The organism is Streptomyces prunicolor NBRC 13075 (assembly GCF_000367365.1).
GTDB classification, from domain to species: Bacteria; Actinomycetota; Actinomycetes; order Streptomycetales; family Streptomycetaceae; genus Streptomyces; species Streptomyces prunicolor.
Window position 1 is genome coordinate 39,533 of the sequence record NZ_BARF01000084.1, and the last position, 19,898, is coordinate 59,430.

27 protein-coding genes are annotated in these 19,898 nt (G+C 70.0%); 4 read left to right on the forward strand and 23 right to left on the reverse strand.

Annotated elements, in window-relative coordinates:
• Positions 1-18: 18 nt before the first annotated feature.
• The 10 genes from tgmC to SPR02S_RS34905 form a co-directional block, all read right to left on the reverse strand.
• Positions 19-1,146, reverse strand: coding sequence for an ATP-grasp peptide maturase system methyltransferase (gene tgmC / locus SPR02S_RS34860; RefSeq protein ID WP_019061656.1), 1,128 nt, complete (start codon positions 1,144-1,146; stop codon positions 19-21).
• Positions 1,143-2,111, reverse strand: a complete 969-nt coding sequence (tgmB, locus tag SPR02S_RS34865) for an ATP-grasp ribosomal peptide maturase (RefSeq protein ID WP_019061657.1) — start codon at positions 2,109-2,111, stop codon at positions 1,143-1,145. Before tgmB ends, tgmC begins: the two co-directional genes overlap by 4 nt.
• Positions 2,111-2,374 (reverse strand): putative ATP-grasp-modified RiPP, encoded by a 264-nt coding sequence (gene tgmA, locus SPR02S_RS34870; RefSeq protein ID WP_019061658.1) that lies wholly within the window; start codon positions 2,372-2,374, stop codon positions 2,111-2,113. The genes tgmB and tgmA overlap by 1 nt, the downstream gene beginning before the upstream one ends.
• A gap of 147 nt (positions 2,375-2,521) precedes the next feature.
• Positions 2,522-3,649, reverse strand: coding sequence for a phosphoenolpyruvate carboxykinase (ATP) (locus SPR02S_RS34875; RefSeq protein ID WP_019061659.1), 1,128 nt, complete (start codon positions 3,647-3,649; stop codon positions 2,522-2,524).
• Positions 3,640-4,554, reverse strand: a complete 915-nt coding sequence (locus tag SPR02S_RS34880; RefSeq protein ID WP_019061660.1) for a lactate/malate family dehydrogenase — start codon at positions 4,552-4,554, stop codon at positions 3,640-3,642. The genes SPR02S_RS34875 and SPR02S_RS34880 overlap by 10 nt, the downstream gene beginning before the upstream one ends.
• The gene (locus SPR02S_RS56980; protein ID WP_019061661.1) at positions 4,551-5,738 is read right to left on the reverse strand and encodes a phosphotransferase; all 1,188 of its coding nucleotides are present in this window, start codon (positions 5,736-5,738) and stop codon (positions 4,551-4,553) included. Before SPR02S_RS56980 ends, SPR02S_RS34880 begins: the two co-directional genes overlap by 4 nt.
• Before the next feature lie 78 nt (positions 5,739-5,816).
• Positions 5,817-5,981, reverse strand: coding sequence for a hypothetical protein (locus SPR02S_RS63470; RefSeq protein WP_019061662.1), 165 nt, complete (start codon positions 5,979-5,981; stop codon positions 5,817-5,819).
• Between the two features lie 313 nt (positions 5,982-6,294).
• Positions 6,295-6,510, reverse strand: coding sequence for a hypothetical protein (locus tag SPR02S_RS34895; protein ID WP_019061663.1), 216 nt, complete (start codon positions 6,508-6,510; stop codon positions 6,295-6,297).
• Positions 6,507-7,082 carry a hypothetical protein gene (locus tag SPR02S_RS56985; RefSeq protein WP_019061664.1) on the reverse strand — a complete coding sequence of 192 codons (576 nt, stop codon included), beginning with the start codon at positions 7,080-7,082 and terminating at the stop codon, positions 6,507-6,509. Before SPR02S_RS56985 ends, SPR02S_RS34895 begins: the two co-directional genes overlap by 4 nt.
• Positions 7,079-7,288 carry a hypothetical protein gene (locus tag SPR02S_RS34905; protein WP_019061665.1) on the reverse strand — a complete coding sequence of 70 codons (210 nt, stop codon included), beginning with the start codon at positions 7,286-7,288 and terminating at the stop codon, positions 7,079-7,081. The genes SPR02S_RS56985 and SPR02S_RS34905 overlap by 4 nt, the downstream gene beginning before the upstream one ends.
• Positions 7,289-7,451: 163 nt before the next feature.
• Between SPR02S_RS34905 and SPR02S_RS34910 the strand changes: the two genes are divergently transcribed.
• The 3 genes from SPR02S_RS34910 to SPR02S_RS34920 all read left to right on the forward strand — a co-directional run bounded on the left by SPR02S_RS34910 (position 7,452) and on the right by SPR02S_RS34920 (position 10,934).
• Positions 7,452-8,795, forward strand: a complete 1,344-nt coding sequence (locus tag SPR02S_RS34910) for an NsdA family TPR-like regulatory protein (RefSeq protein ID WP_026151133.1) — start codon at positions 7,452-7,454, stop codon at positions 8,793-8,795.
• A 385-nt stretch (positions 8,796-9,180) separates the two neighbouring features.
• Positions 9,181-10,410, forward strand: a complete 1,230-nt coding sequence (locus tag SPR02S_RS56990) for an NsdA family TPR-like regulatory protein (protein ID WP_106437079.1) — start codon at positions 9,181-9,183, stop codon at positions 10,408-10,410.
• Positions 10,395-10,934 (forward strand): GNAT family N-acetyltransferase, encoded by a 540-nt coding sequence (locus tag SPR02S_RS34920; protein WP_019061668.1) that lies wholly within the window; start codon positions 10,395-10,397, stop codon positions 10,932-10,934. The genes SPR02S_RS56990 and SPR02S_RS34920 overlap by 16 nt, the downstream gene beginning before the upstream one ends.
• 59 nt (positions 10,935-10,993) lie before the next feature.
• Here SPR02S_RS34920 and SPR02S_RS56995 read toward each other — a convergent pair whose 3' ends face one another.
• The gene (locus SPR02S_RS56995; RefSeq protein WP_019061669.1) at positions 10,994-11,191 is read right to left on the reverse strand and encodes a hypothetical protein; all 198 of its coding nucleotides are present in this window, start codon (positions 11,189-11,191) and stop codon (positions 10,994-10,996) included.
• Between the two features lie 107 nt (positions 11,192-11,298).
• Between SPR02S_RS56995 and SPR02S_RS63475 the strand changes: the two genes are divergently transcribed.
• Positions 11,299-11,472 carry a hypothetical protein gene (locus SPR02S_RS63475; protein WP_019061670.1) on the forward strand — a complete coding sequence of 58 codons (174 nt, stop codon included), beginning with the start codon at positions 11,299-11,301 and terminating at the stop codon, positions 11,470-11,472.
• A 125-nt stretch (positions 11,473-11,597) separates the two neighbouring features.
• Here the strand turns inward: SPR02S_RS63475 and SPR02S_RS34935 are convergent, their stop codons facing one another.
• The 12 genes from SPR02S_RS34935 to SPR02S_RS34995 form a co-directional block, all read right to left on the reverse strand.
• Entirely contained in the window at positions 11,598-11,963 is a 366-nt protein-coding gene (locus SPR02S_RS34935) for a hypothetical protein (RefSeq protein WP_019061671.1), read from the reverse strand.
• A gap of 66 nt (positions 11,964-12,029) precedes the next feature.
• A complete protein-coding gene (locus SPR02S_RS34940) occupies positions 12,030-12,326 on the reverse strand; it encodes a hypothetical protein (RefSeq protein ID WP_019061672.1) in 297 nt (98 codons plus the stop codon).
• The gene (locus SPR02S_RS34945; RefSeq protein WP_019061673.1) at positions 12,323-12,616 is read right to left on the reverse strand and encodes a hypothetical protein; all 294 of its coding nucleotides are present in this window, start codon (positions 12,614-12,616) and stop codon (positions 12,323-12,325) included. Before SPR02S_RS34945 ends, SPR02S_RS34940 begins: the two co-directional genes overlap by 4 nt.
• Position 12,617: 1 nt before the next feature.
• On the reverse strand, positions 12,618-13,715 hold the full coding sequence (locus tag SPR02S_RS65150; RefSeq protein WP_019061674.1) for a glycoside hydrolase family 25 protein: 1,098 nt from the start codon (positions 13,713-13,715) through the stop codon (positions 12,618-12,620).
• Position 13,716: 1 nt separating this feature from the next.
• Positions 13,717-14,010 (reverse strand): hypothetical protein, encoded by a 294-nt coding sequence (locus tag SPR02S_RS34960; RefSeq protein WP_019061675.1) that lies wholly within the window; start codon positions 14,008-14,010, stop codon positions 13,717-13,719.
• Positions 14,011-14,023: 13 nt separating this feature from the next.
• The gene (locus SPR02S_RS34965; protein ID WP_019061676.1) at positions 14,024-14,725 is read right to left on the reverse strand and encodes a hypothetical protein; all 702 of its coding nucleotides are present in this window, start codon (positions 14,723-14,725) and stop codon (positions 14,024-14,026) included.
• A gap of 97 nt (positions 14,726-14,822) precedes the next feature.
• The gene (locus tag SPR02S_RS63480; RefSeq protein WP_019061677.1) at positions 14,823-15,152 is read right to left on the reverse strand and encodes a hypothetical protein; all 330 of its coding nucleotides are present in this window, start codon (positions 15,150-15,152) and stop codon (positions 14,823-14,825) included.
• A gap of 14 nt (positions 15,153-15,166) precedes the next feature.
• Complete coding sequence (locus SPR02S_RS34975) at positions 15,167-15,904, reverse strand: hypothetical protein (protein WP_019061678.1); 738 nt, start codon at positions 15,902-15,904, stop codon at positions 15,167-15,169.
• 188 nt (positions 15,905-16,092) lie between these two features.
• Entirely contained in the window at positions 16,093-16,812 is a 720-nt protein-coding gene (locus tag SPR02S_RS34980; protein ID WP_019061679.1) for a glycine-rich domain-containing protein, read from the reverse strand.
• 71 nt (positions 16,813-16,883) lie between these two features.
• Complete coding sequence (locus tag SPR02S_RS63485) at positions 16,884-17,246, reverse strand: hypothetical protein (protein ID WP_158697932.1); 363 nt, start codon at positions 17,244-17,246, stop codon at positions 16,884-16,886.
• 272 nt (positions 17,247-17,518) lie between these two features.
• Positions 17,519-18,547: a hypothetical protein gene (locus tag SPR02S_RS34990; RefSeq protein WP_019061681.1), complete on the reverse strand. Its 1,029-nt coding sequence runs from the start codon at positions 18,545-18,547 to the stop codon at positions 17,519-17,521.
• Positions 18,547-19,887 (reverse strand): hypothetical protein, encoded by a 1,341-nt coding sequence (locus SPR02S_RS34995; protein ID WP_019061682.1) that lies wholly within the window; start codon positions 19,885-19,887, stop codon positions 18,547-18,549. Before SPR02S_RS34995 ends, SPR02S_RS34990 begins: the two co-directional genes overlap by 1 nt.
• Between the last annotated feature and the right edge of the window lie 11 nt (positions 19,888-19,898).

The window sequence follows — 19,898 nt, forward strand, 5'->3', positions numbered from 1 at the left end:
GGACGGGCGCCTGGGAGGTCAGGCCGGAAGTTGCCAAGCGGGTCCGTCTGGCTGTCCGAGCCAGACTCGTTGAGTGCCGTCGGCCTCCACGGTCATGCCGAAGTCGGACTGTGAGGGCGCCCCGGCGTCCTGCCAGACGGTGAGGGCGTCCTCGACCGCGTCCCACAAGCGCAGAGGGCCGTGCTGGTGTACCTGCCAGCCGTTGCCTTCCGGCTCGGTCCATGCCTGCGAACCGGTGGCGACGTCGACGAGGATCACACCGTCGCCGGTGGTCATGAGCTCGGCTGAGGGTGCGGCGAGTTGGGCGAGGAACTGCCCCGTCCAGTCGTCAAGCAGGCCTGGGTCCAGGCGGGCGGGGCGGGCCTGTCCCGACTGCTGGTAGAAGGTGGGCCGTGGCGGTCGTTCGTGGGGGCGGGCGAGCATGTAGCCGATCTGGTCCCCGACGAAGCGGCCGGTGGCGGTGCCGTCGTCCTGGACGGTGAGGCGGATGAGCCCGGAGGCGAGCATCCACCCGCTGATGGTGGTGGTGATGGTTCCGCCGTCGCGGAGTTGGTACATCCAGGCAGGGGGAATGTGCCGGACAGCGCAGGTCGCAACGATCGCGTCGTATTCGGCACCGTCCTTGTGCCCGGCGAGTCCGTCCCCAGTGACGAGCGTTGGCGCGTATCCGGCGGCGTGGATGTGGTCGGCCGCCGTCGCAGCAAGGTGCGGGTCGTACTCAATGGAGTACACGTTCTTGTCGCCGAGGCCGTGGCAGAGGATGGCGGTGGAGTAGCCGGTGCCGGTACCGATCTCCAGGACCTTGTCACCTTCGCGGACGCCTGCGAGGTCGAGCATGCGCACGATCAGCGAGGGCAGGGTGCTGGACGATGTGGGTCGGCCGGTCATCGGCCCGGATGCGTCCGCGGCGGCGATGCCGTCGATCTGGGTGACCCACGTGGCGTCTTGGTAGACCAGGTGAAGCCATTCGTCCTCGCCGGCGGTGTGGCGGTGTACGGGCTCCCACTGGGTGCCGGACGGGCGGAACACCGTGTCATCGAGGAAGAGTTCACGGGGCACGGCTTCAAGCGCCGTACGCCATGCGGGGTCTTCCACACGGATGGCTTCGGCGAGGGAGCGGCGGAGCTGGGCCGGGTCGGCGGTCATGCGTTGTTGCCTCCGTGCTGGAGCTGATCGGCGATGGCAGTCATGATCGGAGCGGTGATGTGGTCGGGGAACCAGGCCCATTGCCCGTTGGGATTGCACTCGTACCAGTGCCAGGCGCCGTCAGGGTCCAGGCCGAAGTCGAAGGCTCCGAAGACCAGGCCGAAGGTCTCGCGGTAGGCCCGTACCCCCTTGGCGATCTCGGGCGGGACCATGACGGGGGTGTAGGTGAGCTGGTCGTAGTGGCGTCGCCAGTCCACACCCGGTGAGCCGTCGATCCGGACGGCGAACAGTTGCTCGCCGACGGCGGTCAGGCGGATGTCGGCGGTCTTGGCCACGCGCTGCTGGAACAGGTGCGCGGTGTGGCGGATTCGGTCGTCAATCTGGGCCGGGGTGACGTCCTCGATCCACACCGTCAGCGCTCGGCCTTGCGGGTCGGCGTAGTCGGTTTCCCGGAGCGGCTTGTACAGCACCGGCCCGTGCTCGGCTGTGAACGCGCGAGCTTGGTCCGGGTCGTTGGTGATCAGGGTGGGCGGCACGGTCAGCCCGCAGCGGGCAGCAGCAGCCAATTGCGCTGGCTTGTACTCGGCATCCCGGTTGCGCCATGGGTGATTCACGTAGTGCGCGCCGGGGAGGGAGGCCAGGATGCCGCCGAGCCCATAGCGGGCCTCCTCCACAGCCCAGCGGGCTGTCTGCTCACTCATGGCGAGGTCGGCGGTGTAGGGGGTGGGTCGCCGCCAGTACACCGAGCGCACGCCGTCCAGGCCGAGTGTGCGGGTCTCGGTGGCCAGGGTGCCGCCGGGCCCGATGCTGTCGAACCCCGCTGCCACGGTGACGGTCGCGGGGAAGTCCCCGGGATCCAGGCGTACCACGGGCACGCTGCGCCGGTGAAGTTCGACGATCACCTCGTCGGCTGTTGCGTCGTCCAGGCGTGTGACGACGAGGACGGGCGACCCACCCGCGGCCATCAGTCGGAGTCTCCCTGCTGGTCGGTGCCCTGGTCCGGCTGGCCGTCGAGGCTGGTCTTCGTCGTTGTCTCCTTCGACGTCTCCGACCGCTTGTGCTTGTCCAGTGTCGGCACCAGGGTGCCGTCAGGGTCCACCCACGCGGCGGTCTGCGACTCGGCGTCAAGGACCGCGCGGACAGCGGGCAGAACTTCGGCAGGAGGGAACGGCTTCATACGACTGACACCCCAGGGGGTGACCTGATGGTCCGGCGCTATGGCCTGCATGGGTCTCCTCGTCTCTCGGTCGCTCCTACGGTGGCACTCGCCGCCGGGTGCTGTCAGGACGGCAAGGGCCCGCCCCTGGCCGCGCGGCCGTCTTGCCCGGGATGGATCCGCGCGTCTGGACGCCAGGGGCGGGAGTCTCTGCGGTGCTCAGCGGTCGGCCGTCAACTCCTCGGCGGTCTTGGCCAGGAGCGCCGCGTTCGCGTCGGTGTCGTGGCTGAGGACGAGGGAGCGGCGCGGCAGCCGGGCCAGATGCTCAGTCAGCGCCTCGGCGCCGACTGCGGTGGCGGGGGTGAGGCCGAAGATGTCCGGGTAGCGGTCCTCGGTCTTCGAGGTGAAGACGTCAGCTTCGGTCAGCGCGCGGTCGTCCTCGACGAGGGCCGGAGTTGCCTCGGGGTTCACCGCCGGGAACAGCAGCCCGGCCGCGGTCGCGCCGGTGCTGAGGGTGAGGCCGAGCCAGCTGGCGAGCTGGTCGGGGAAGAACTGCGGCTTCAGCTCCTTGCCGTCCTCGCGCCAGATCGGTTCGCGGCGCCCGTCGACGAGGGCTTCGGTCACCTTCGGGTGCTGGGTCGGGTGGAGCTGTCCGCCGGCGAGCACGCGTTCGCGGACCTGGTGGTACAGGCCGGTCGCGTCGAGGAGGCCGAGGCCGACCGCGGCGGCCGACGGCCACGGAAGGATGCGCACGCGGCCGTCTGGCTCGGGGCGGGCGAAGACGCGGTCATTGGCCAGCAGGCCCCATCCGGCTCGGGCCAGGAGGAGGGCGGTGGTGGTCTTGCCCGCGCCCTTGTCGCCGAGAGTGAGGACAGTGTCCCCGTTCTGTGTGGCTGCGGAGGCGTGGAGCACGGTCCAGCCGTCTGCGAGGAGTTGGCCGCGGACGAGTTCGCGGGCTAGGCGCGCGGCGGCGACGGCGACCGGTTCGGCGTGGTTGCCAACGATGACGAGGCGGCGGCCGTCGGCCTGGTAGGCGATTCGCTCGTCCGGCTGTACCGCATACGTGATCCCGTCGTGGCGGGCTACGAGGGTGCGGGCGTTGGCGTAGGTGGTTTCGTCGTGGCCGTAGTCGGTGACGAGGGCGGCAATGTCGTCCACGCGGGAGGGCTCGATGTCGGCGAGGACGAGGCCGCCGCCGTCGGCGAGGCCGCCGGGGTTCGGGGTGTCGGTGGTGGCGTTCCACCAGGGGCCGAAGTAGCGGTGCGACCAGTTGGTGACGGCCTCCGTCTGACTGGCGACCGTGACGGTGGCGGTGTCGGCGTGGATGCGGGTTGCGGTCAGGGGCACGCGGGGGCTCCTTGCTGTTCGAGGTGGTTGATCTTGCGGTAAGTGGCTTCGAGTTTCGTGCGGGCGGTGAGCAGATCCGCCGTCTCGTGGGGGTCCAGCTCCAGGGGGTGCACGGTCGGCTGACCGGCGCGGATGTGCAACCGGATTCCGAGCCATACGCCCGCGCGGTTGACGGACAGGACGTCGGTTCCGTCCTCCTGTGCGAGGAGCTTGCGGAGCGCGGAGAGGACGGCGGCGGCCGGGCCGTGGCGGGTGCGGCCGATCCCTGTGTTGATCCGACGGGGACGGGCGGTGAGTTCGGCGCGTACGTCGTCGAGGGGAACCGTGCACGGGAGGCCGTTGATGGTGGTGGTTGAGGCGCAGATGACCGCGCCGTCTCCGTGCTCGCCGATTACGTATCCGTCCACCGCTTCGACCGGCACGCCGTGATGGGCGGCGAGAGCAGCGCGGTAGCGGGCGGTGTCGGTCGCCGACCCGATTCCGTACGTGGACGCGCGGCTGATGGTCGCGAAGAGCCGCGACAAGACGTCGACGGGGTTGGTGACCATCACCACGGGCCCGCCGTAGCCAATGAGCGTGTGGGCGAGGTCGGCGATCAGGGGGGCGTTCGCGGCCAGTCCGGCCATGCGCACGTTCCGGGTGGCGGTGTTGGTGAACGTGGCGCGGGGACAGATCACCAGAGCGTCCGCCTGGTCCAGCTCGGCGACGCTCTCGCAGGCCAGCGCGCAGGTGCCCGTGCGGGCGAGGTGGGCCATGTCGTCCAGATCGGTGACCAGCCCGGCGGCGCTCTCGGCCCTGCGGGAGGCGATCAGCAGCCGCTCACACCACGGTTCGCCAACAAGGAGCGCGGCGACGGTCTGACCGACCGCGCCGGCGCCAATGATGCCCACCGTGCGGGCGGTCACCGTGCCGCCGCCTTCGTCACCGCGCCCAGCGCGAGCCGCCAGGCCGCGTCCGGGTCGGTCCCAGCCGCGAGTTGAGCGCTGATCTGGTCCAGGATCGTGCACACGGCCCGCGTCTGGTCGATGACGGCCTGGGCGTGCTCGGGCAGCGGCAGCGCGGCAGGTGCAGCAAGGTAGGTGGTCAGGATGTTGACCGTGTCCATCAGCCACGTCACGAGCAGTCGCCGCAGCCACAGACCCCGCAGGGGGCCACGCAGCGCGCTGGTCTGCTCGGTGACGAACGCGGCGATCCCGTCCACTACGGCGCAGGCCGGGGCGTCCACCGGCGGGGCGGCGATGAGCGTGAGGAACGTGCGGGAGACGAGCTTTGCGACGTCGTGGTGCGCGGGCCCGCGGGCCAGGCCAGGGTCGATGAACACCGGCCGTTCTTCCGGGCCGTCGGGGAAGTACACATGTTCCGGCTTCAGGTCGCCGTAGACGATCACTCTGGGGCCGATCGGCGGGGCGAGGCGGAGTTTCAGCAGCCGGGCCACGACCACACCGACCACGGCCGCCACGCCCTGGCGGGCGCGCTCGTCGAGCCGATCAACACCGAGGCGCCCGATGTAGAGGCGTCCTGAGACGCCGTTGAACTTCCGGCGGAACGTGCCGTCAATGCTCCGCTCCGGGATCGGTGCTGCGTCGACCTGAGCCATCACGGTCGGGTGCTGAAGCCCCGATAGTCCGGTCACGGCCGCCTTGAGCAAGTCCCCCGTCCGTGCCGGGTCCTTGGTGATCAAATCGGCCAGCGTAGGGCCGGTGACGGGCTCGGTGAACAACACCCCGGCCGCGTAACCGGCGCAGCGGGCGACCCTCACCCCGGCGGCGTCCAAGGTGCGCAACTGTCCGGCTTCCCGGGCGAGCAGGGACGCGGGTGAGGTGGCATAGGCGGTCTGCGCCGCACGGACCTTGTCGCGGTCCCCGGCCACTCCGCGCAGTATGGAGACGAGCGACAGGCCAAGGACGGAGTCCTTCGCGAACACGTCCCGGCCGCCGACGCGGGCGCGGTGCACGTAGCCGGTGACCGAAGGGACGTGATCGCCCAGGGTCAGCGGTTCGTGGGGCCACAGGTCGGCTGCGGCGCGGTGTATCCGGTCAGTGCTGAGCGCGAACAGGTCCGCGGGGTGCGGTAAGGCGATGCCATTCAAGATGCCTCCTCGGTCAGCGGGAGCAGGACCCGGCCGGGGCAGTGGAGCAACGAGGCAGCCCCGGCCGGGTGATCGTGGTCAGCTGGTGCTGTCTTCTCCGTACAGGCTGTCGGGGGTGTGGTGGCGCACATGCCGGTCCGCCAAGGCCCCTTGGGTGCGCTCCGCCTTCGGGTCCGTGACCTTCTTGGTGTCCCGCTTGATCTCGGCCTTCGCCGCCTTGACGGTGTTCTTCTTGTTGCCCACGCGGTGCGTGCTCCTTTTTGTTCTCGGTTCTCATCGAGCCCGTTCCGGCCGGAGCGGGGGCTGTCGGTGGCCGCCCGCCGTCCTGAACCGGCGGGCGGCCTGGTGAGGCCCGGCGGATGACCGGCGCCGGAACCTCAGACCCGCACGTCTTGCCGTTGCGTGCGGGTCCTCCCGCCTCTCTCGGGGGTGAGGCGCGGGAGTCTCGCCACCCCAGCCCCGACGCGAGCGCGGGAGGGGCGCAGGGCCGGGGGCGGAATTGCGTCCGGCGGCGGGGGTTACGGGGTGGCACCCCGCCGCCGGCGTCTACAGGAGTTCAGGCGATGGCCGGCTGACGCTGCATGAAGTGGTCGAGCGCCTGCTGCTTAAGTCGGCGGAGGCAGTCTGCGCACGCCATGAAGGGCGCATGCTGGCCGTCCCACTGCACCGGGCCGAGCCAGATCACCGGCAGGCCCGTGCGTAGGCACCCGAGCCAGCAGTCACCCGTGACCCAATGCCCCTCCACAAGACGCTGCGCGTGCGCGCCGCTCACGGCTCTCCCCCACCGGCCTCCGCCGCAGCGAGCCGGTGACGGCCGTACGCAGCCAGTCGGGACACCTCGGGCGGAGGGCAAAGGTCGCCGGGGCCGTCCATCGGCACGCACCAGTAAGAGAAGTGCTGGAGCGGATCATTGAACTCCGGGCGCGGCACCCCGAGATAGGAGTCACGGCCGAGGCACTCGGCTCCGTCCCGCCTCCGCCCGCGCCACTCGGGCCGATCGGCCGTGCTCGCCGGTACGAGGGCGTAGTACCGCCTGCTGTGCTGGTCGACGAACACAGGCCCACCGTGGAGCACCTCGGCGAGATACGCGTTCACCGTCTCCGCATCCGCGGAACCTGCCGCAGCGTGGACCAGATCGGCGGACATGCGGACTGCGGCGAACAACGCGCCGCAGCGCAAGAGAGCGACGCCGCCGATCTGCCACTCCGTGCGCGCCCTATCCGCGCTCTGCGCAGATAGCAGGAGCCAGCTCCGTACTGCCTGCTCGCGCTCCTGACGGGTATTCACCAGGACGCCGGACGCACGCGCCTCGTCATCTTCGTCGTACAGCTCAAGGTCGGTCACCGCACGACCTCCAGGCCGCGCCCCGCCGCAAAGGACAGGCCTTCTTCCTCAGCGGGCTGGGCAGCCAGACCGGGCGTCAGCTTGCTGCGCTCGGCGCAGATGTAGAGCACCGGGGTGGCCGGGTCGGGGCGGCTTGGGGCGGGGGTTCTCTCCTGCGTAGTACCTGCTTGGGTCATCGTGTGGGCCTTTTCGTCGTCTCGGTGCACGTCGGTCCCCCTCGGGGCTGTGTGGGACCGGCGAGCCGTCAACCAGCCGTCCGCAAGCAGAGCGCGTGCGGCCGGTATTCAGCCAACCCGCTTACGTAGTCGGGCGGAACGGTGGACAGTGGGAGGACGGTTGAACTGGTTGAACGCAACTCGGGGGTCTTCGATGGCGCGACGTGATCGGACGCCGAACGCGGCTCTTGCGGCCCTGATGCAGGCGGGAGGGATACAGAACGCGCAGCTCGCCAGGCGGGTGAACGCCGTGGGGCGTGAGCTGGGCGTGACCTTGCACTACGACAAGACCACGGTGTCTCACTGGCTGGCGGGCAGCGTGCCGAAGCCGGAGGCGCGGCCCGCTATCGCCGAAGCCCTCTCCCGGCTGCTGGGCAGGCCCGTAACGTGCGTGGAGATCGGCTGGGAGACTCCCCCGGCCGACGAGCACGACACCGTAGCGGGAGTGATCGACCTGAGCCGAGCAGACATGGACCCTTCCAGGCGAGGGGTGCTGAAGACCGGCATGTATGTGGCGGCCCTGGCCGTACCGAAGTTCGAGGACGTCGCCGACCGGACCAGCCACATCGAGGCCGCGCAAGCGGGCCCCACGGTCCATGTCGGCGCCTCGGACGTGGAAACCGTGCGCACGATGACGGACAAGATCGCCGACATCCTCGATCAGGTGGGCGCCGGTCACGCCCGCCCGATGGCCGCCGCATTCCTCGTCAACTCCGTGGGAACGTACCTGCGGGCGTCCGGCACCGATCGCGTACAGCGGGATATGAAGGCCGCCGCCGCCGACCTGGTGTACCTCACGGGCTGGATGGCCATGTACGAGAACCAGCAGGGCCTGGGCCAGCAGTACTACTTGCGGGCCCTGGACCTCGCCGGCGAAGCCGGGGACCACGTCACCTACTGCCGTACCCTGCGCGGCATGAGCCTCCAGGCCTCGCACCTGGGGCACGGGAAGAAGGCGCTCGACCTCGCGGACTCCGCCGCCGAGGCAGCCCCGGCGTCCGGGCCGCGCCTGGTGGCGTTCCTGCGCGGGCAGCAGGCCGCCGCCGCGGCAATGACCGGCGACCGCAACACCGCCCTCACCCGGCTCCGCCAGACCGAGACCGCGCTCTCCCAGGCCGACAACCGCAAGGATGCGGTGGGCGGTTACGACCAGGCGGCCTACTTCTTCCATGAAGCGCACGTGCGTTGGCACCTGAAGGACCCCGAGGGCTCCATCAAGGCCCTGCGCCGCTCGAACGCGGTACGCGACCCCTTGGAGCGTCAAGGGCGCCTGCACTGCCTCGGGGTGATCGCAGAGCGGCAGTACCACATGCGGCACTTGGAGGCCGCCTGCCAGACATGGGGCGCCTTCCTGGACGAGCACCTGACCATCAGCAGCGCCCGGGGGGATGAGCACCTGAAGACCTTGCTCAAGGCGCTCCCCGCGTACCGCAACATCGCCGCGGCCCGGGACCTCGAAGAGCGCGCCCGGCACGTCGCCGCCCTCAAAGCAGCCTGACCCACCATCACCGTGGCCCGTCTCCCTCGCTGGGGGCGAGCCGTCGGCGTGCGCGGGGCGGGTCACGACGCGCCCCCGAGTTCGAGGTGCGTGCCTGCTGGGGTGCTGCTCCTGGGCGGTGTGGATCATCGCTGCCCCTCGGTGGTTGTCTGCCAAGGCGGGCCCACCCCCCACGAGGCAGGGGCCGAGCCCGCGACACCGGCCGGGGTGGTGCAGCACGGCGCGATGCATGTTCAGTTCAACGGGCAGGAGCCCGTAAAGGGCAGGAAAAACAGCGGGGTTGGTGGTCGCAGCCAACCGGAAATTTCCGGTCGCCCGCGTTCACCGCTCATAAGCCCAGGACTACGGTGAGTAGGTGACCGGAAATTTCCGTCTCAGGATCGCCATGGCCGAACGCGCCTTTCAGCAAGCCGAGTTAGCCAAGGCAGTCAATGCTGAGCTACTGGCCGCAGGCGAGCGGGACAGCGTAGGGGACCGCACCGTACGGACGTGGCTGACCGGAAAATCCACCTGGCCTCACCGTGCCAAGCGCAACGCCCTGGAGGCAGTATTCAGGTGCACCATCGAGGCCCTCGGGTTCTACCCGCCAGGGTCGCCCGCACCGCCGCAGGAGGACCCCGACGTGATCCGCCGCCGCTTCCTCACCGGCGCCGGAGGCACTGCCGCCGCCGCCGCAATACCCCTCGTTTCCGCGCGACCTTCCAGCGTCGGCACCTCGGACGTGATCCGGCTCCGCAAGGGCATGGACGGCCTGACCGCCCTTGATCAGAAACGGGGCGGACACGCCGATCTGGAACGTGATGCTCTTGCCGGCGCAGCCGAAGCCGTCTCGCTTCAGGGAAAGGCCGCAACGCAGCGGATCAGGCAGCGCCTGTTCAGTGTCGCCGCCGACTACACCGCCATGGCCGCCTGGTCCTGCATCGACGCCCGCCAGCTCGACCGCGCGCAGACCCACCTCAACGAGGCTCTCCGTCTCGCCGGTATGGCACAGGACCCCGTGGCCCAGATGCGGGTGTGGAACTCCACCTCCATCCTCGCTCACCAGCGCGGCGACAACGGCGAGGGCATCGCCGCCGCTCAGGCCGCACAGTCCACCGCGATCACTCGCCACGATCCGCTGTTCGGCTCCCTCGCTCACGCCCGCGCCGCCGTCGGCCACGCCACTCGCCGCGACGGACAAGCAGCCATCCGCTCTCTCGGATACGCCGAGGAGGCCTTGGGCAAGGTGCAGCAGCAGCCGCGGCCGGGCTGGGTGGCGTTCTACGGCCCCGCGGAGCTTCACGCCCTGGCCGCGATCGTCCGCGAGTACCTGGGACAACCAGCCGAGGCCGAGGCCGCTTCGTACAGGGCTCTTGCCGCCCTACCCAAGCAGTACCGGCGCAACCGGGCGATGGCCACGGTCCACCTCGCCGTCGCCCAGCTCCACCAGGGCGACGCCGAACAGGCATGCGCGTCCACCGAGGGCGTCTTCAACCTGATGGCCGGCAGCCCGCTACCCGGCCGCCTCCGGGTCCTGCTCGGCGATTTCTACCGTGACCTTCTCACCCATGCGCCGTCTACCCAGGTGGCGCGGGAGTGGGCCGACCGATACCGATCCGAATGGAGCGCCCGTTGAGCACGGCAGTTCAGCTACGCCACTACGGCCATGCCGACCTTCCCGACATCAAGCAAACGCTGCTCGAAGTTCACGCCGACGCCTACGCCGACAGGCGCCATGAGGAGTTCGTGCAGCGGTTCCCCTGGTTCGTTGACCACTGGGGCAGCCGGGAAGAGTGGGCGTGCGTGGTCGCCTACGAGCACGGCGAACCGGTCGGGTTCACCTACGGGGCGCCGGGCGAGCCTGGCCGCGAATGGTGGCGTGAGTACCTGCACGAGGAGCCGGCCGACACGTCCACGTTCTCCGTCTCGGAACTCATGCTCAGGCCGAAGTGGCGCAAGCAGGGTCTCGGGGAGCAGATGCACGCCGCACTGCTCGCCGACCGGCCAGAAGCGCTTGCCGTGCTCACCGTCGACACCAAACGGCCACGCTTGCAGGCACTGTACGAGAGCTGGGGGTACCGGAAGGTCGGTGAGCGGCAGCCGTTCCCGGACTCTCCGCTGTACGCCGTGATGCTTAAGGAACTCAAGGCTGCGGCCTGACCCGGCACCACTGCGGCACGCCCCCTGTCCCCTCCGGGGCGTGCCGTACTCCGTAGCACTCAGGCGTTGTAGCCCTTCTGCCTCACGCCCGGACTCCATTTCGCCGCGACCTCGACGAAGCAGCTTCGGCACAGCGGGTTCGCGCCGATGCCGTACCGCTTGCACTTGGCGTAGCACTTGCAGCACAGGCCCTCCTCCGAGGAGTCCCACACCGAGCTCGGGTAGTCCTTCAGCGGGGTCAGCGTGGGAGTGGCCATGGTGCGCGTCCGTTCTGCATGGGCGATGTGCGGCGGTATCGCCTCGAACGCAGAATAGAACACCCCGGCCTCGGCCCTCTGTCAGTGCCGCGCCGTACGGTGGACGCATGCCCCACTCCTTCCGGCCTCACGGCCGGGTGACGCCTGCCCTGGACCAGGTCAACGAGAGCATCCGCCTTCTCATGCAGCAGCCCGCGAGCGACGAGCGCACAGCCGCGTACGCGCGGCTCCTCGCCGACTGGGCCGACGTCACGCGAGACGACGTCGACCAGGCCGCGTAACGACAGCGCCCCCGCTCGGAACATCGAGCGGGGGCAGCAAGGTCCAAACCGAAAGCGCAGCCAGCAGCCATACGAATAGGACACGTCCAACGTATCGGCGGGCACTGACACCGGCCTGGGGCAGGTCAGCGGTCGGGGTGCGCGACCTCGTAATGGTCGCTGAGCGCGTTCTCGATGCGCTGCCGCAGCGCCTCGGCCCGTGCATCGGCGTGCGCCGTCAGGGCCGCACTCAGCGCTCCCGGGTCGGCGGGCAAGGTGATCGGCCCGAACGGTTCGAGGCCCGGCCGCTCGTCGTGGTGCCAGCCGCACCCGAGCGGGCACGGATACCGGACCAGCCCGAAGGCAGGGAACTCCGGCATGGGAATGATGCTCGGCTCAGGCAAGGGTGCAGCCTCGGCCGCCCGCCGCGCGGCCTCGATCTCCGCGAACACGTCGACGGGGTCGCGCGACAGCCGCGCCAGCACCTCGTTGAGGTTGGGGTCATCGCTCATGCTCGAAGCATGGCAGAGCACCCGCCCCGGAGCGGTGGGGCGGGTGCTCAGTCTCGGACCCGGGCGTCAGCGGATGAACAGCGCGGCTGCACCCGTTGCGGCGCCCGCAACGCCGGTCAGTGCGCCGACAACACCGAGCGGCCACCGCCGGGCCTTGAGCGCTTCGACCTCGGCCCCGAGCGCGTTGAGGGCCTTCTGCGTGTCGTCGCGGAGCCGTACGAGGTCCTGCTCGTTACGGGTGGACCGCTCGACGAGGACAGCCAGGCTGCCCTTGACCTCAGCGAACCCCGTAGCGACCGTGCCCCGCAACCGCTCCAGCTCGACCGCGACAGTCGACCCCTCAGGCTCCGGCGGCGTACTCATGGGCGGCTCTGCCTCACCAGCTCGGCGACGTCGTCCGTCGCCTTGTACCGCGGCGGCCGGGCGTACCCGAGCAGCGCGCCGACGGCGCCCTTGAGCCAGACCGGGCCGCCGAACTTCTCGGCCGTCCGCTCGACGAGCCGGAACACCAGGTAGTAGGCGCCCGCGACGGCGAGCGTCACGGCCGCCTGCGCCGTGTTGCTGTCGAGCGTGAACCCGAGATGGGTGAGGGCGACGATGATCCAGCCGGCGACGAGCGGCACGACCGTACGGAGGATGGAAGGCAGCAGCACGTCAGGACTCCTTGAAGACGAGCGCCGTCAGGACGGCACTGGTGATGGTGACCGGCACGTTTGACTGGTTCAGCAGCCGCACCCGCATGCCGCGGTCCTTGCCGAGCCGCTTCACGAGCGGCACGATCCGGAACGTCCCGCCCGGCGTGCCGACCACTTCGTCGATCGGATGGTCCTGGGCGAGCTCGTCGCCGAGGTACTCGGACATGCGGGCCTGGATGACGTCCCCGACCGGCAGGCTGTTGATCGTCAGGGACACGCTGCCCGCGAAGCGTGCGGCGCCGCGCACGAAGACGCTGCCGCCGTCGGCGTGACCGGCGGCCGTGTCGTTCCACTCGGTGGTGAACTCGATCGAGTCCCACTTCCCCGGCGCGAGCGTGTACGGCTTCGCGAGCCCCAGGTTCACGTATTCGGGCACGTCGCTTCCTTCCTTGGGTGCCTCGTCGGTGCTGCCACCGGCCGCCCACGCCCGGAAGGCGGCTTCGGACATGTACGCGAGGTTCAGGTCCATGCGCGGGCCGCTACCTGCGGGGTCGCTGGTGAACTGCCAGATCAGCGGCTTGCGACCCGATGGGGACGGCGTCGGGCGGGCTTCTGCCTCGGCGTAGGTGTCGACGCTCGTGCCGGGATAGGCCGGGTACCACAGAGGGACGCCGTCGGGTGCCCTCCCCGCCGCGATGTCGTCGGCGCTCGTGTACACGCCGACCCGCTGACCGGGGAACGCCTTCTGAACGGCGGCGATCCACGCCGTGGCCCACGCCTTGATCTGCGCCGACGACCGGCCCGCATAGTTCCGGCCGTCGCTGTACCGCTCCAGGTCGAGCCAGTGCGTGAAGCCCTTCCCCGCGTACGGCTTGGCCGCGTCGACATAGTTCGCCGCTTCCTTCGCGACGTCCTGGTTCGGCCACGCGAAGTGATAGCCGCCCGGCACGAGACCGGCGGCCTTGATGCCCTTGATGTGCATCCCGAACCGTGCGTCGCGCGAGCGCTGCCCCTCGGACGCCTTGGCGAAGGCGAAGACGACCCCGGCCCGCTTGTGCGCGGCCCAGTCCTGCTCGCCCTGGTAGGTCGAGACGTCGATACCCCGGCAGGTCGCCATGTCAGCTCACCACCGGGTTCGCCGACGGCGTGTAGCCCGACAGGGTCGCGGCTACCGCCGGGTCGAAGTTCGCCGCGATCAGCGCGTCGTACGCGGCCTTCTTCTGCGCCGTCTCCGTCGCCTGGATGTCGGCGTACTCCTGCGCGCGCGTCGCCTCGATCGCCGCCTTCTTCTCGGCGTAGCTATCCGTCGTCAGAAGCGTCGCCCCGTCGGGGTGAGTCGGCACCGCCGCTGTCGTCACGCGCTCCGTGACCGAACCGTCCGGGTACTCGTAGTAAAACGTCTGCTCAGCCATCGCCGGGCTCCCGTCAGTTGAAGCGGTTCGACCAGACGTACGCGCGAAGCGACTTCTGGATCCGGGTGATCGTCGCGCCGCCGCTGCCCCGGCCGGTCTCGATGCTCATCGTGATCGTGCGCGTCTCCCCCGGGTTGAGCGTGAACGCGGTGATCTTGTTGTCCTGGGAGTGGGTGTTGATGATCGTTCCGCTGCCCTGGTTGCCGAAGTAGTTCATGTCGTCGCCGTCGATACCGGCCATGGCGCCCGAGTTCGGCGGCAGCACGAAGTCCAGGTCGACCTCGCGGAAGAGGAGCCCCAGGCCTCGGCGGCACGGGTCCGGGTTCGTGACGTCGATCGAGATCGTGTCGATCGTCTGCTGTGCCGCAGTCGGCACCGGCATCGGCGTAGCCAGGGCCGTGTTCGCCTGGTCTCCCTGGAAGTCGGCCCAGTACGCCGGATCGGCTCGCAGTTCGCCCGTGGTCGGGTCGCAGTAGATGCCGCTGCCGTTGTCCGTGATGTCACACGTGAACGGCCATGCGGCCACCTTGGCGGCGAGCGGCGAGGTGGCCGAACCGGAGCCCGTCAGGCCGCAGCCGGTGACGACGTTCGCTGGCGGCGCCGTCGCGCTGACGACGTAGGGGTTGCTGGTGGAGCCCGCCCCCGTAACCGTGGTGTTGGCACCGGCGGTGACCACGCAGTTGCACTGCCCGCCGCCGCACTTGCACGAAGCCATGCATCCCTCCGATGGAGTGGAATCCGGCTCGGCCCAAAACCAGCAGCGGCCCCCAGTTTAGGGCCCGGCGATCACCGCTCCGGGGCCCTGGCAACGTTCAGTCGAGGTCGATCACGCCGCCCGGATCGGGGACAGGGTCGGTCGGCGGTGCGTACCCGGACAGCCGCCGGGCGACGGCGTCCGGCAGGATCGCGGCGAGCGCGAGATAGACGGCCTGTACCTCGGCCTGCTCTGCCGCTTCCCGCGCGGCCCGCGCCGTCTCCCGCTCGGCCTGGATGACGCCGAGAGCCGCCTGATACTCCTCTGCGCTCAGCCCCACCGCGCCCTCGGGCTCGGGCATGCTCACGCTTCCGGTGATCGTCACCTCGCGGAGCCGCCCGTCGGAGAACTGGTAGTAGCGCGTCGTCTGGTCCGTCGTCTGGTCCACAGCAGCCGCCCCAATCATGTCTGCGGAATGGAGAACAGCCACACCCGGATCGTGGCCTGGATACGGTTGTACGTAGAGCCCCCGGCGCCCCGGCCCAGCGTGACGTTCAGGTTGATCGTCTGCGAGCCACCGGCCGGGATAACGGTGTTGTGGAACACCGTGTTCTGCGACTGCCAGGCCGTGATGCCTGAACTGCCGGTGTTCTTCATGTAGGTGAGGTCGTCGCCGTTGATGCCGGCCATGGCCGCGCCGCCGTTGGCTGGCAGGTCGAACCCCACGTCGAGGCTCCGCAGGACGATCCCGAACGCTTCCCGGCAGGGATCCGGATTGGTGATGGTGACGCTGTACGTCTCCACCGTCGTCTCGGTGGTCGGCACCGCTCGCGGACTGAACGTGTCGTTGGGAGCGACCTCGGCGAACGCGGACCGGAACGGCGGGTCGGTCTTCAACTGCCCGGTCGTCGGGTCGCAGTAGACGCCGCCGCCGTTCGCCGTGATGCTGCACGTGAACGGCCACGTCGCCCGGTTGACCCGCAAGGGCGCGCTCGCCGAGCCGTCACCGAGAAGACCACAGCCCGTCTGGACCGTCGCCGCGCCCGCGGGTACGAACAGCCCGTTCGCGTCAACGACCAGGTTGTTGCCGGGCGTCGAGGAGATGTCAGCGCCGATCACACCGGTCGACGGGTCGAAGTTGATACCAGGCCCGGCAGAGAGGCACCCCCGGACCTCGGCGCAGTTCGTGACCGCGTTCACCGTGTACGGGTTAATCGCACTGCCCGACCCTGTGACTGTCGTGTTCGTGCCCGCCTGCACAACGCAGTTGCAGTCACTGCCGCCGCACTGACACCTGGCCAAGACGACCACCTCTCAGGGGTGCGTTCGTGGCCCGGCCCAGAACCAGCAGCTGCCGCTCAGTCTAGGATGCGCCGGCCGACGTCCGGTCAGCCGTAGAGGTGCACGATCACGCGCCCGTCGCCGCCTTTGCCGCCGTCGACGGCGCCCCCGAACGAGACGGCGCCACCCGCGCCCCCGCCGAAGCCGCGCGGCCCGAGCCCGTTGCCCTGCGTGGTGCGGCCCAGGCCGCCCGTGCCGAGCTGGGCGTCGCCGCCGAAGCCCGCCATGGCGAAGCTGCCGTTCAGGCGGATCGCCGACCCGGAGGCGCCGCCGCCGATCGCGAAGTCACCCGTACCTCCGCTTGGTCCGGCGATACCCTGCGAGGTATTCGCGGTCGTCCCCGACCCCATGTTGTTGGTGCCGCCGCCCCCACCGTTCGCGATGACGAAGCTGCCGAACGACGACGGAGCACCGTCGCCGCCGTCCGTGGTCGACGTGCCCGCAGCGCCGCCCACACCGACCTTGATGGGCACCGACGCGCCAAGGTCGGCCACGTCGATCAGCGACTTCGAGTAGCCGCCCCCAGCGCCTCCAGGACGCGCGATCGCCTCGCCCGTGTCCGCGTTGGCGCCGGCCGACCCGCCGCCGGCCCCCTGCACTTCCACTTCCACGCGAGCCAGCCACGGATAGTTGGCCTTGGTGAACGTGTACGTGCCTGCCCCGAAGTAGAGGGTCTGCCGAAGACCCATCGTCCCTGGGATCAGGCACAGTTCACCGGTCGTCGGGTCGACGGTGAAGTAGTCCCCACACGCACACGCTTTCGCCACTGGAATGACCCCACATGCTCGGTTCCATGCCCGGCCCAAAACCAGCGGCGCAACGAGTCTACGAGCGCCGATCAGGCGAGCGTGCCCACGGCGAAGAGGTGCACCTTGACCCCGGCCGCAGCCGGTACCGCCGTCTGCCCACCCAGAAGCACGCCCGTCGACTGCCACACCCGCGCCACGGCCTGCGTCGTGGTCACAGCCTCTAGCGTCACGAACAGGCCCCGGCTGTCGCTCGGGTCGGGATCGACAGCGAGCGCGCTGATGACCGGAGGTTGCGTGAAGGCCTGCGAGAAGACCCACGTCGCCCGCCCGTCGGCCGCCGTGTTGACCACCTTCGCGGCCGGGGGAGCTCCGGGCGGTCCCGGAGGCCCCTGCGGGCCCGGCACCGTGGAGTCCGCCCCGGGCGGTCCGGGCGGACCAGGCGGGCCCGGCATGGTCGAGGCGGCCCCTGGCGGACCGGGCGGACCAGGCGGACCAGGCACGGTCGAGGCGGCCCCCGGCGGTCCGGGTGGACCGGGCGGGCCCGGCACAGTCGAGGCCTCCCCGGGCGGCCCCGGCGGTCCCGGCTGGCCCTGTTCGCCACGCTGCCCCTGGTCACCCTGTCGGCCGCGCGGCCCCGGCTGCCTCGCCGTGCGCTGCGCCTCCCGCAACATGCCCGCGAGCGGGTTGTCCGGGATGAGTCTCGACGGTGGTCGGTACGCCATGGCTAGTTGTCCTCCGAGCTGCTCACTGGGCCGAACTGCACCTTCACCGACTCGCCGTCGCCGTCCGCCGACACGCTCACGCCCGTGATCTTCATGCGCTGCGAGATGTTCCGGCACGTTGCGGTCGTCGCCACGTCCACGCACCAGCCCGGCACGAGGCGTGCGATGTCCACGCCCGTGTCTGGGGACAATGTGACCTCCGACGAGTCGATGTAGACCGGCACCGGCAGCGACGCGTTCAGCCGCGACTGGGCTGCCGCATCCGCGCTGACCTGGTCCTTGATGCTCGTGTCCTGGATGCTCCGCTCGATGAGCCCGTAGTAGGGGTGCACCCCGCCGGCCACGCCCACGATCCCCGAGCCGGTGTCGCCGTAGACGGCCCACTTCGTCGCCATGGCCGTGCCGTCCTCCTCGACGCTCAGACCGTCCGGAAGGTCGACATCAGTGATCAGGCCGACGCTGGCGCTCCAGTCGTCCGGCATCAGCAGCAGCGTCTCCCCGACCGCGGTGAAGTCGAGGCCGGTCTCCGCCAGGTTGCGCAGGTAGTCACCCGTCTGCCCGATGTTCTCCTGGTAGTCGCGCGAGCCAATGACTCCCGACTGCGCGAGCACAGTCACGCTGTGGCCCGGATCGTCCGGGGCGAAGCCGTCCTCGATCAGCCACTGCGCGATGTCCGTCAGGTCGGTATTCGTGAACGTCGTGGACTCGTGAGGGGTCCGCCGGTTCAGCACCGAGACGATGTCGGCCGCTGAGATCTGGACCGTGCCCGCCCCCCACTTCGGTATGAGGATCTGGCCGCCCCAGACGTACGAGCCGTTGCGGTAGATGTGCACCCAGTGCCTCATGGCTCGCATGTCGCCGAGGACGCCGCAGCAGTCGACGTCCGGCTCGATCGTCAGGCTCGCCGTGGAGGCGTCGTTCAGGACACGGCTCCAGTCGACCTTCGTGATGACCTGGGCCTGGGTGAGGATCGCCCCGCCCCGGTCCGCGATGTAGGCGGCGTACTCGGCCGCGCACCCGAGGCCGGCCATCAGAGAGCCCGCCCCGACACGGCGAAGGACAGCACAGCGTCCGAAGCGGGCGCCACGAAGGCATCCGTCTCCAGCAGCAGGCAGTATTCGGCGCAGTCCAGCACGGGCCACGACGGCGGCGCCCCGTCCCTACCGAACACTGTCGTCGCCGACGAGCAGTCGCCGCCGCAGTAGACCGCAGCCCGCCCTGTCTGCCCGTCCAGGACGAGTTCCGACCCGGCGGCCAGGTAGCTCAACGTCCACTGCGCGTACGGCTCACAGCGCTTCCTCTCGGCGATCTCCTCGCACGTCAAGCCCGCGTCGGCGCTGGTCTTCTGGAACAGGCTGATCGTCAACCTCCGCAGGTCGCTGCTGCCCGCGTACACGCTGATGAGCGGCACATCGTCCATCCACCCCGGCCGGCCGGACAGGTCGATGGCGTACGCGGCCGAGTTCACCGCGAGCGACTCGCAGAAGCACGTCACCGGCGAGGAGGGAACCGGCGGCGCCACGCTGCCGCAGGCCGGATCGCCGCAGCCGTCCTGGCTGTCCTGGCACTGCTTGAGGCGACAGTCGGTGCACTGCGGAATCCAGTCGGGAAGCCGCGGGTCGTGGATGCACCACTCAATGCACTCGTCATCGTCGTCGGTCGGCAGCGCGACACTCAGCAGCTCGACCCCGTCCGTGTACGCGAACGGGCTCGCCGCCGTCATCGTCCACTCCACGGTGATGACGTCCGCGCCGAGAGAGCACGTACCGCCCGAGCATGAGCCGTTGCCGTTGCGCGCGGTGACCTTCGGGCCGGACGTCAACGCCACCCGGCGGAACGTCCTGCGGTGCGCCCGGTTGAACTCGTCCCGGGTCATCGTCTCCCCCGGGCAGCACGCGTACATGTCCACGCAGTCCCCACCGCACTGCGACCCGGTGCAGCCCTGCAACGCCGCCTTGAGGAACTGAAGCCCGTACTCGACGCCGCAGCACGTCGCACCGAGCAGGATCCCGGTGAACGTCATCTCCCGCGGTTGCACCCGGGCCGGACCGAGCGACCCGCCGCCCGTCACCGCGGTGCTCACCGACCGCTCCACAGGGAAGTCGTCCACGCCGTCGACGCTCAGCAGCAGCACGCCGGCGAACTCGAGACTCTCCGGCGCATCCGGGTCGTACCACTCGGCCGGGGTCAACGGGTCGTCGGGCGTGGTGTACGGCTGCCCGTCGTCGTCCAGGACCGCCGAGGTGATTGTCTCGCAGCTACAGATCGCCGACCCGCTCGTGAGCGGCGAGCCGACTGTCTCCAGGTACGCGCGGAGGCGGGCGTGGTTGACCACCTCCACACCGCCCACACTCACGAAATCAGGGAGCACGAGAACACCTC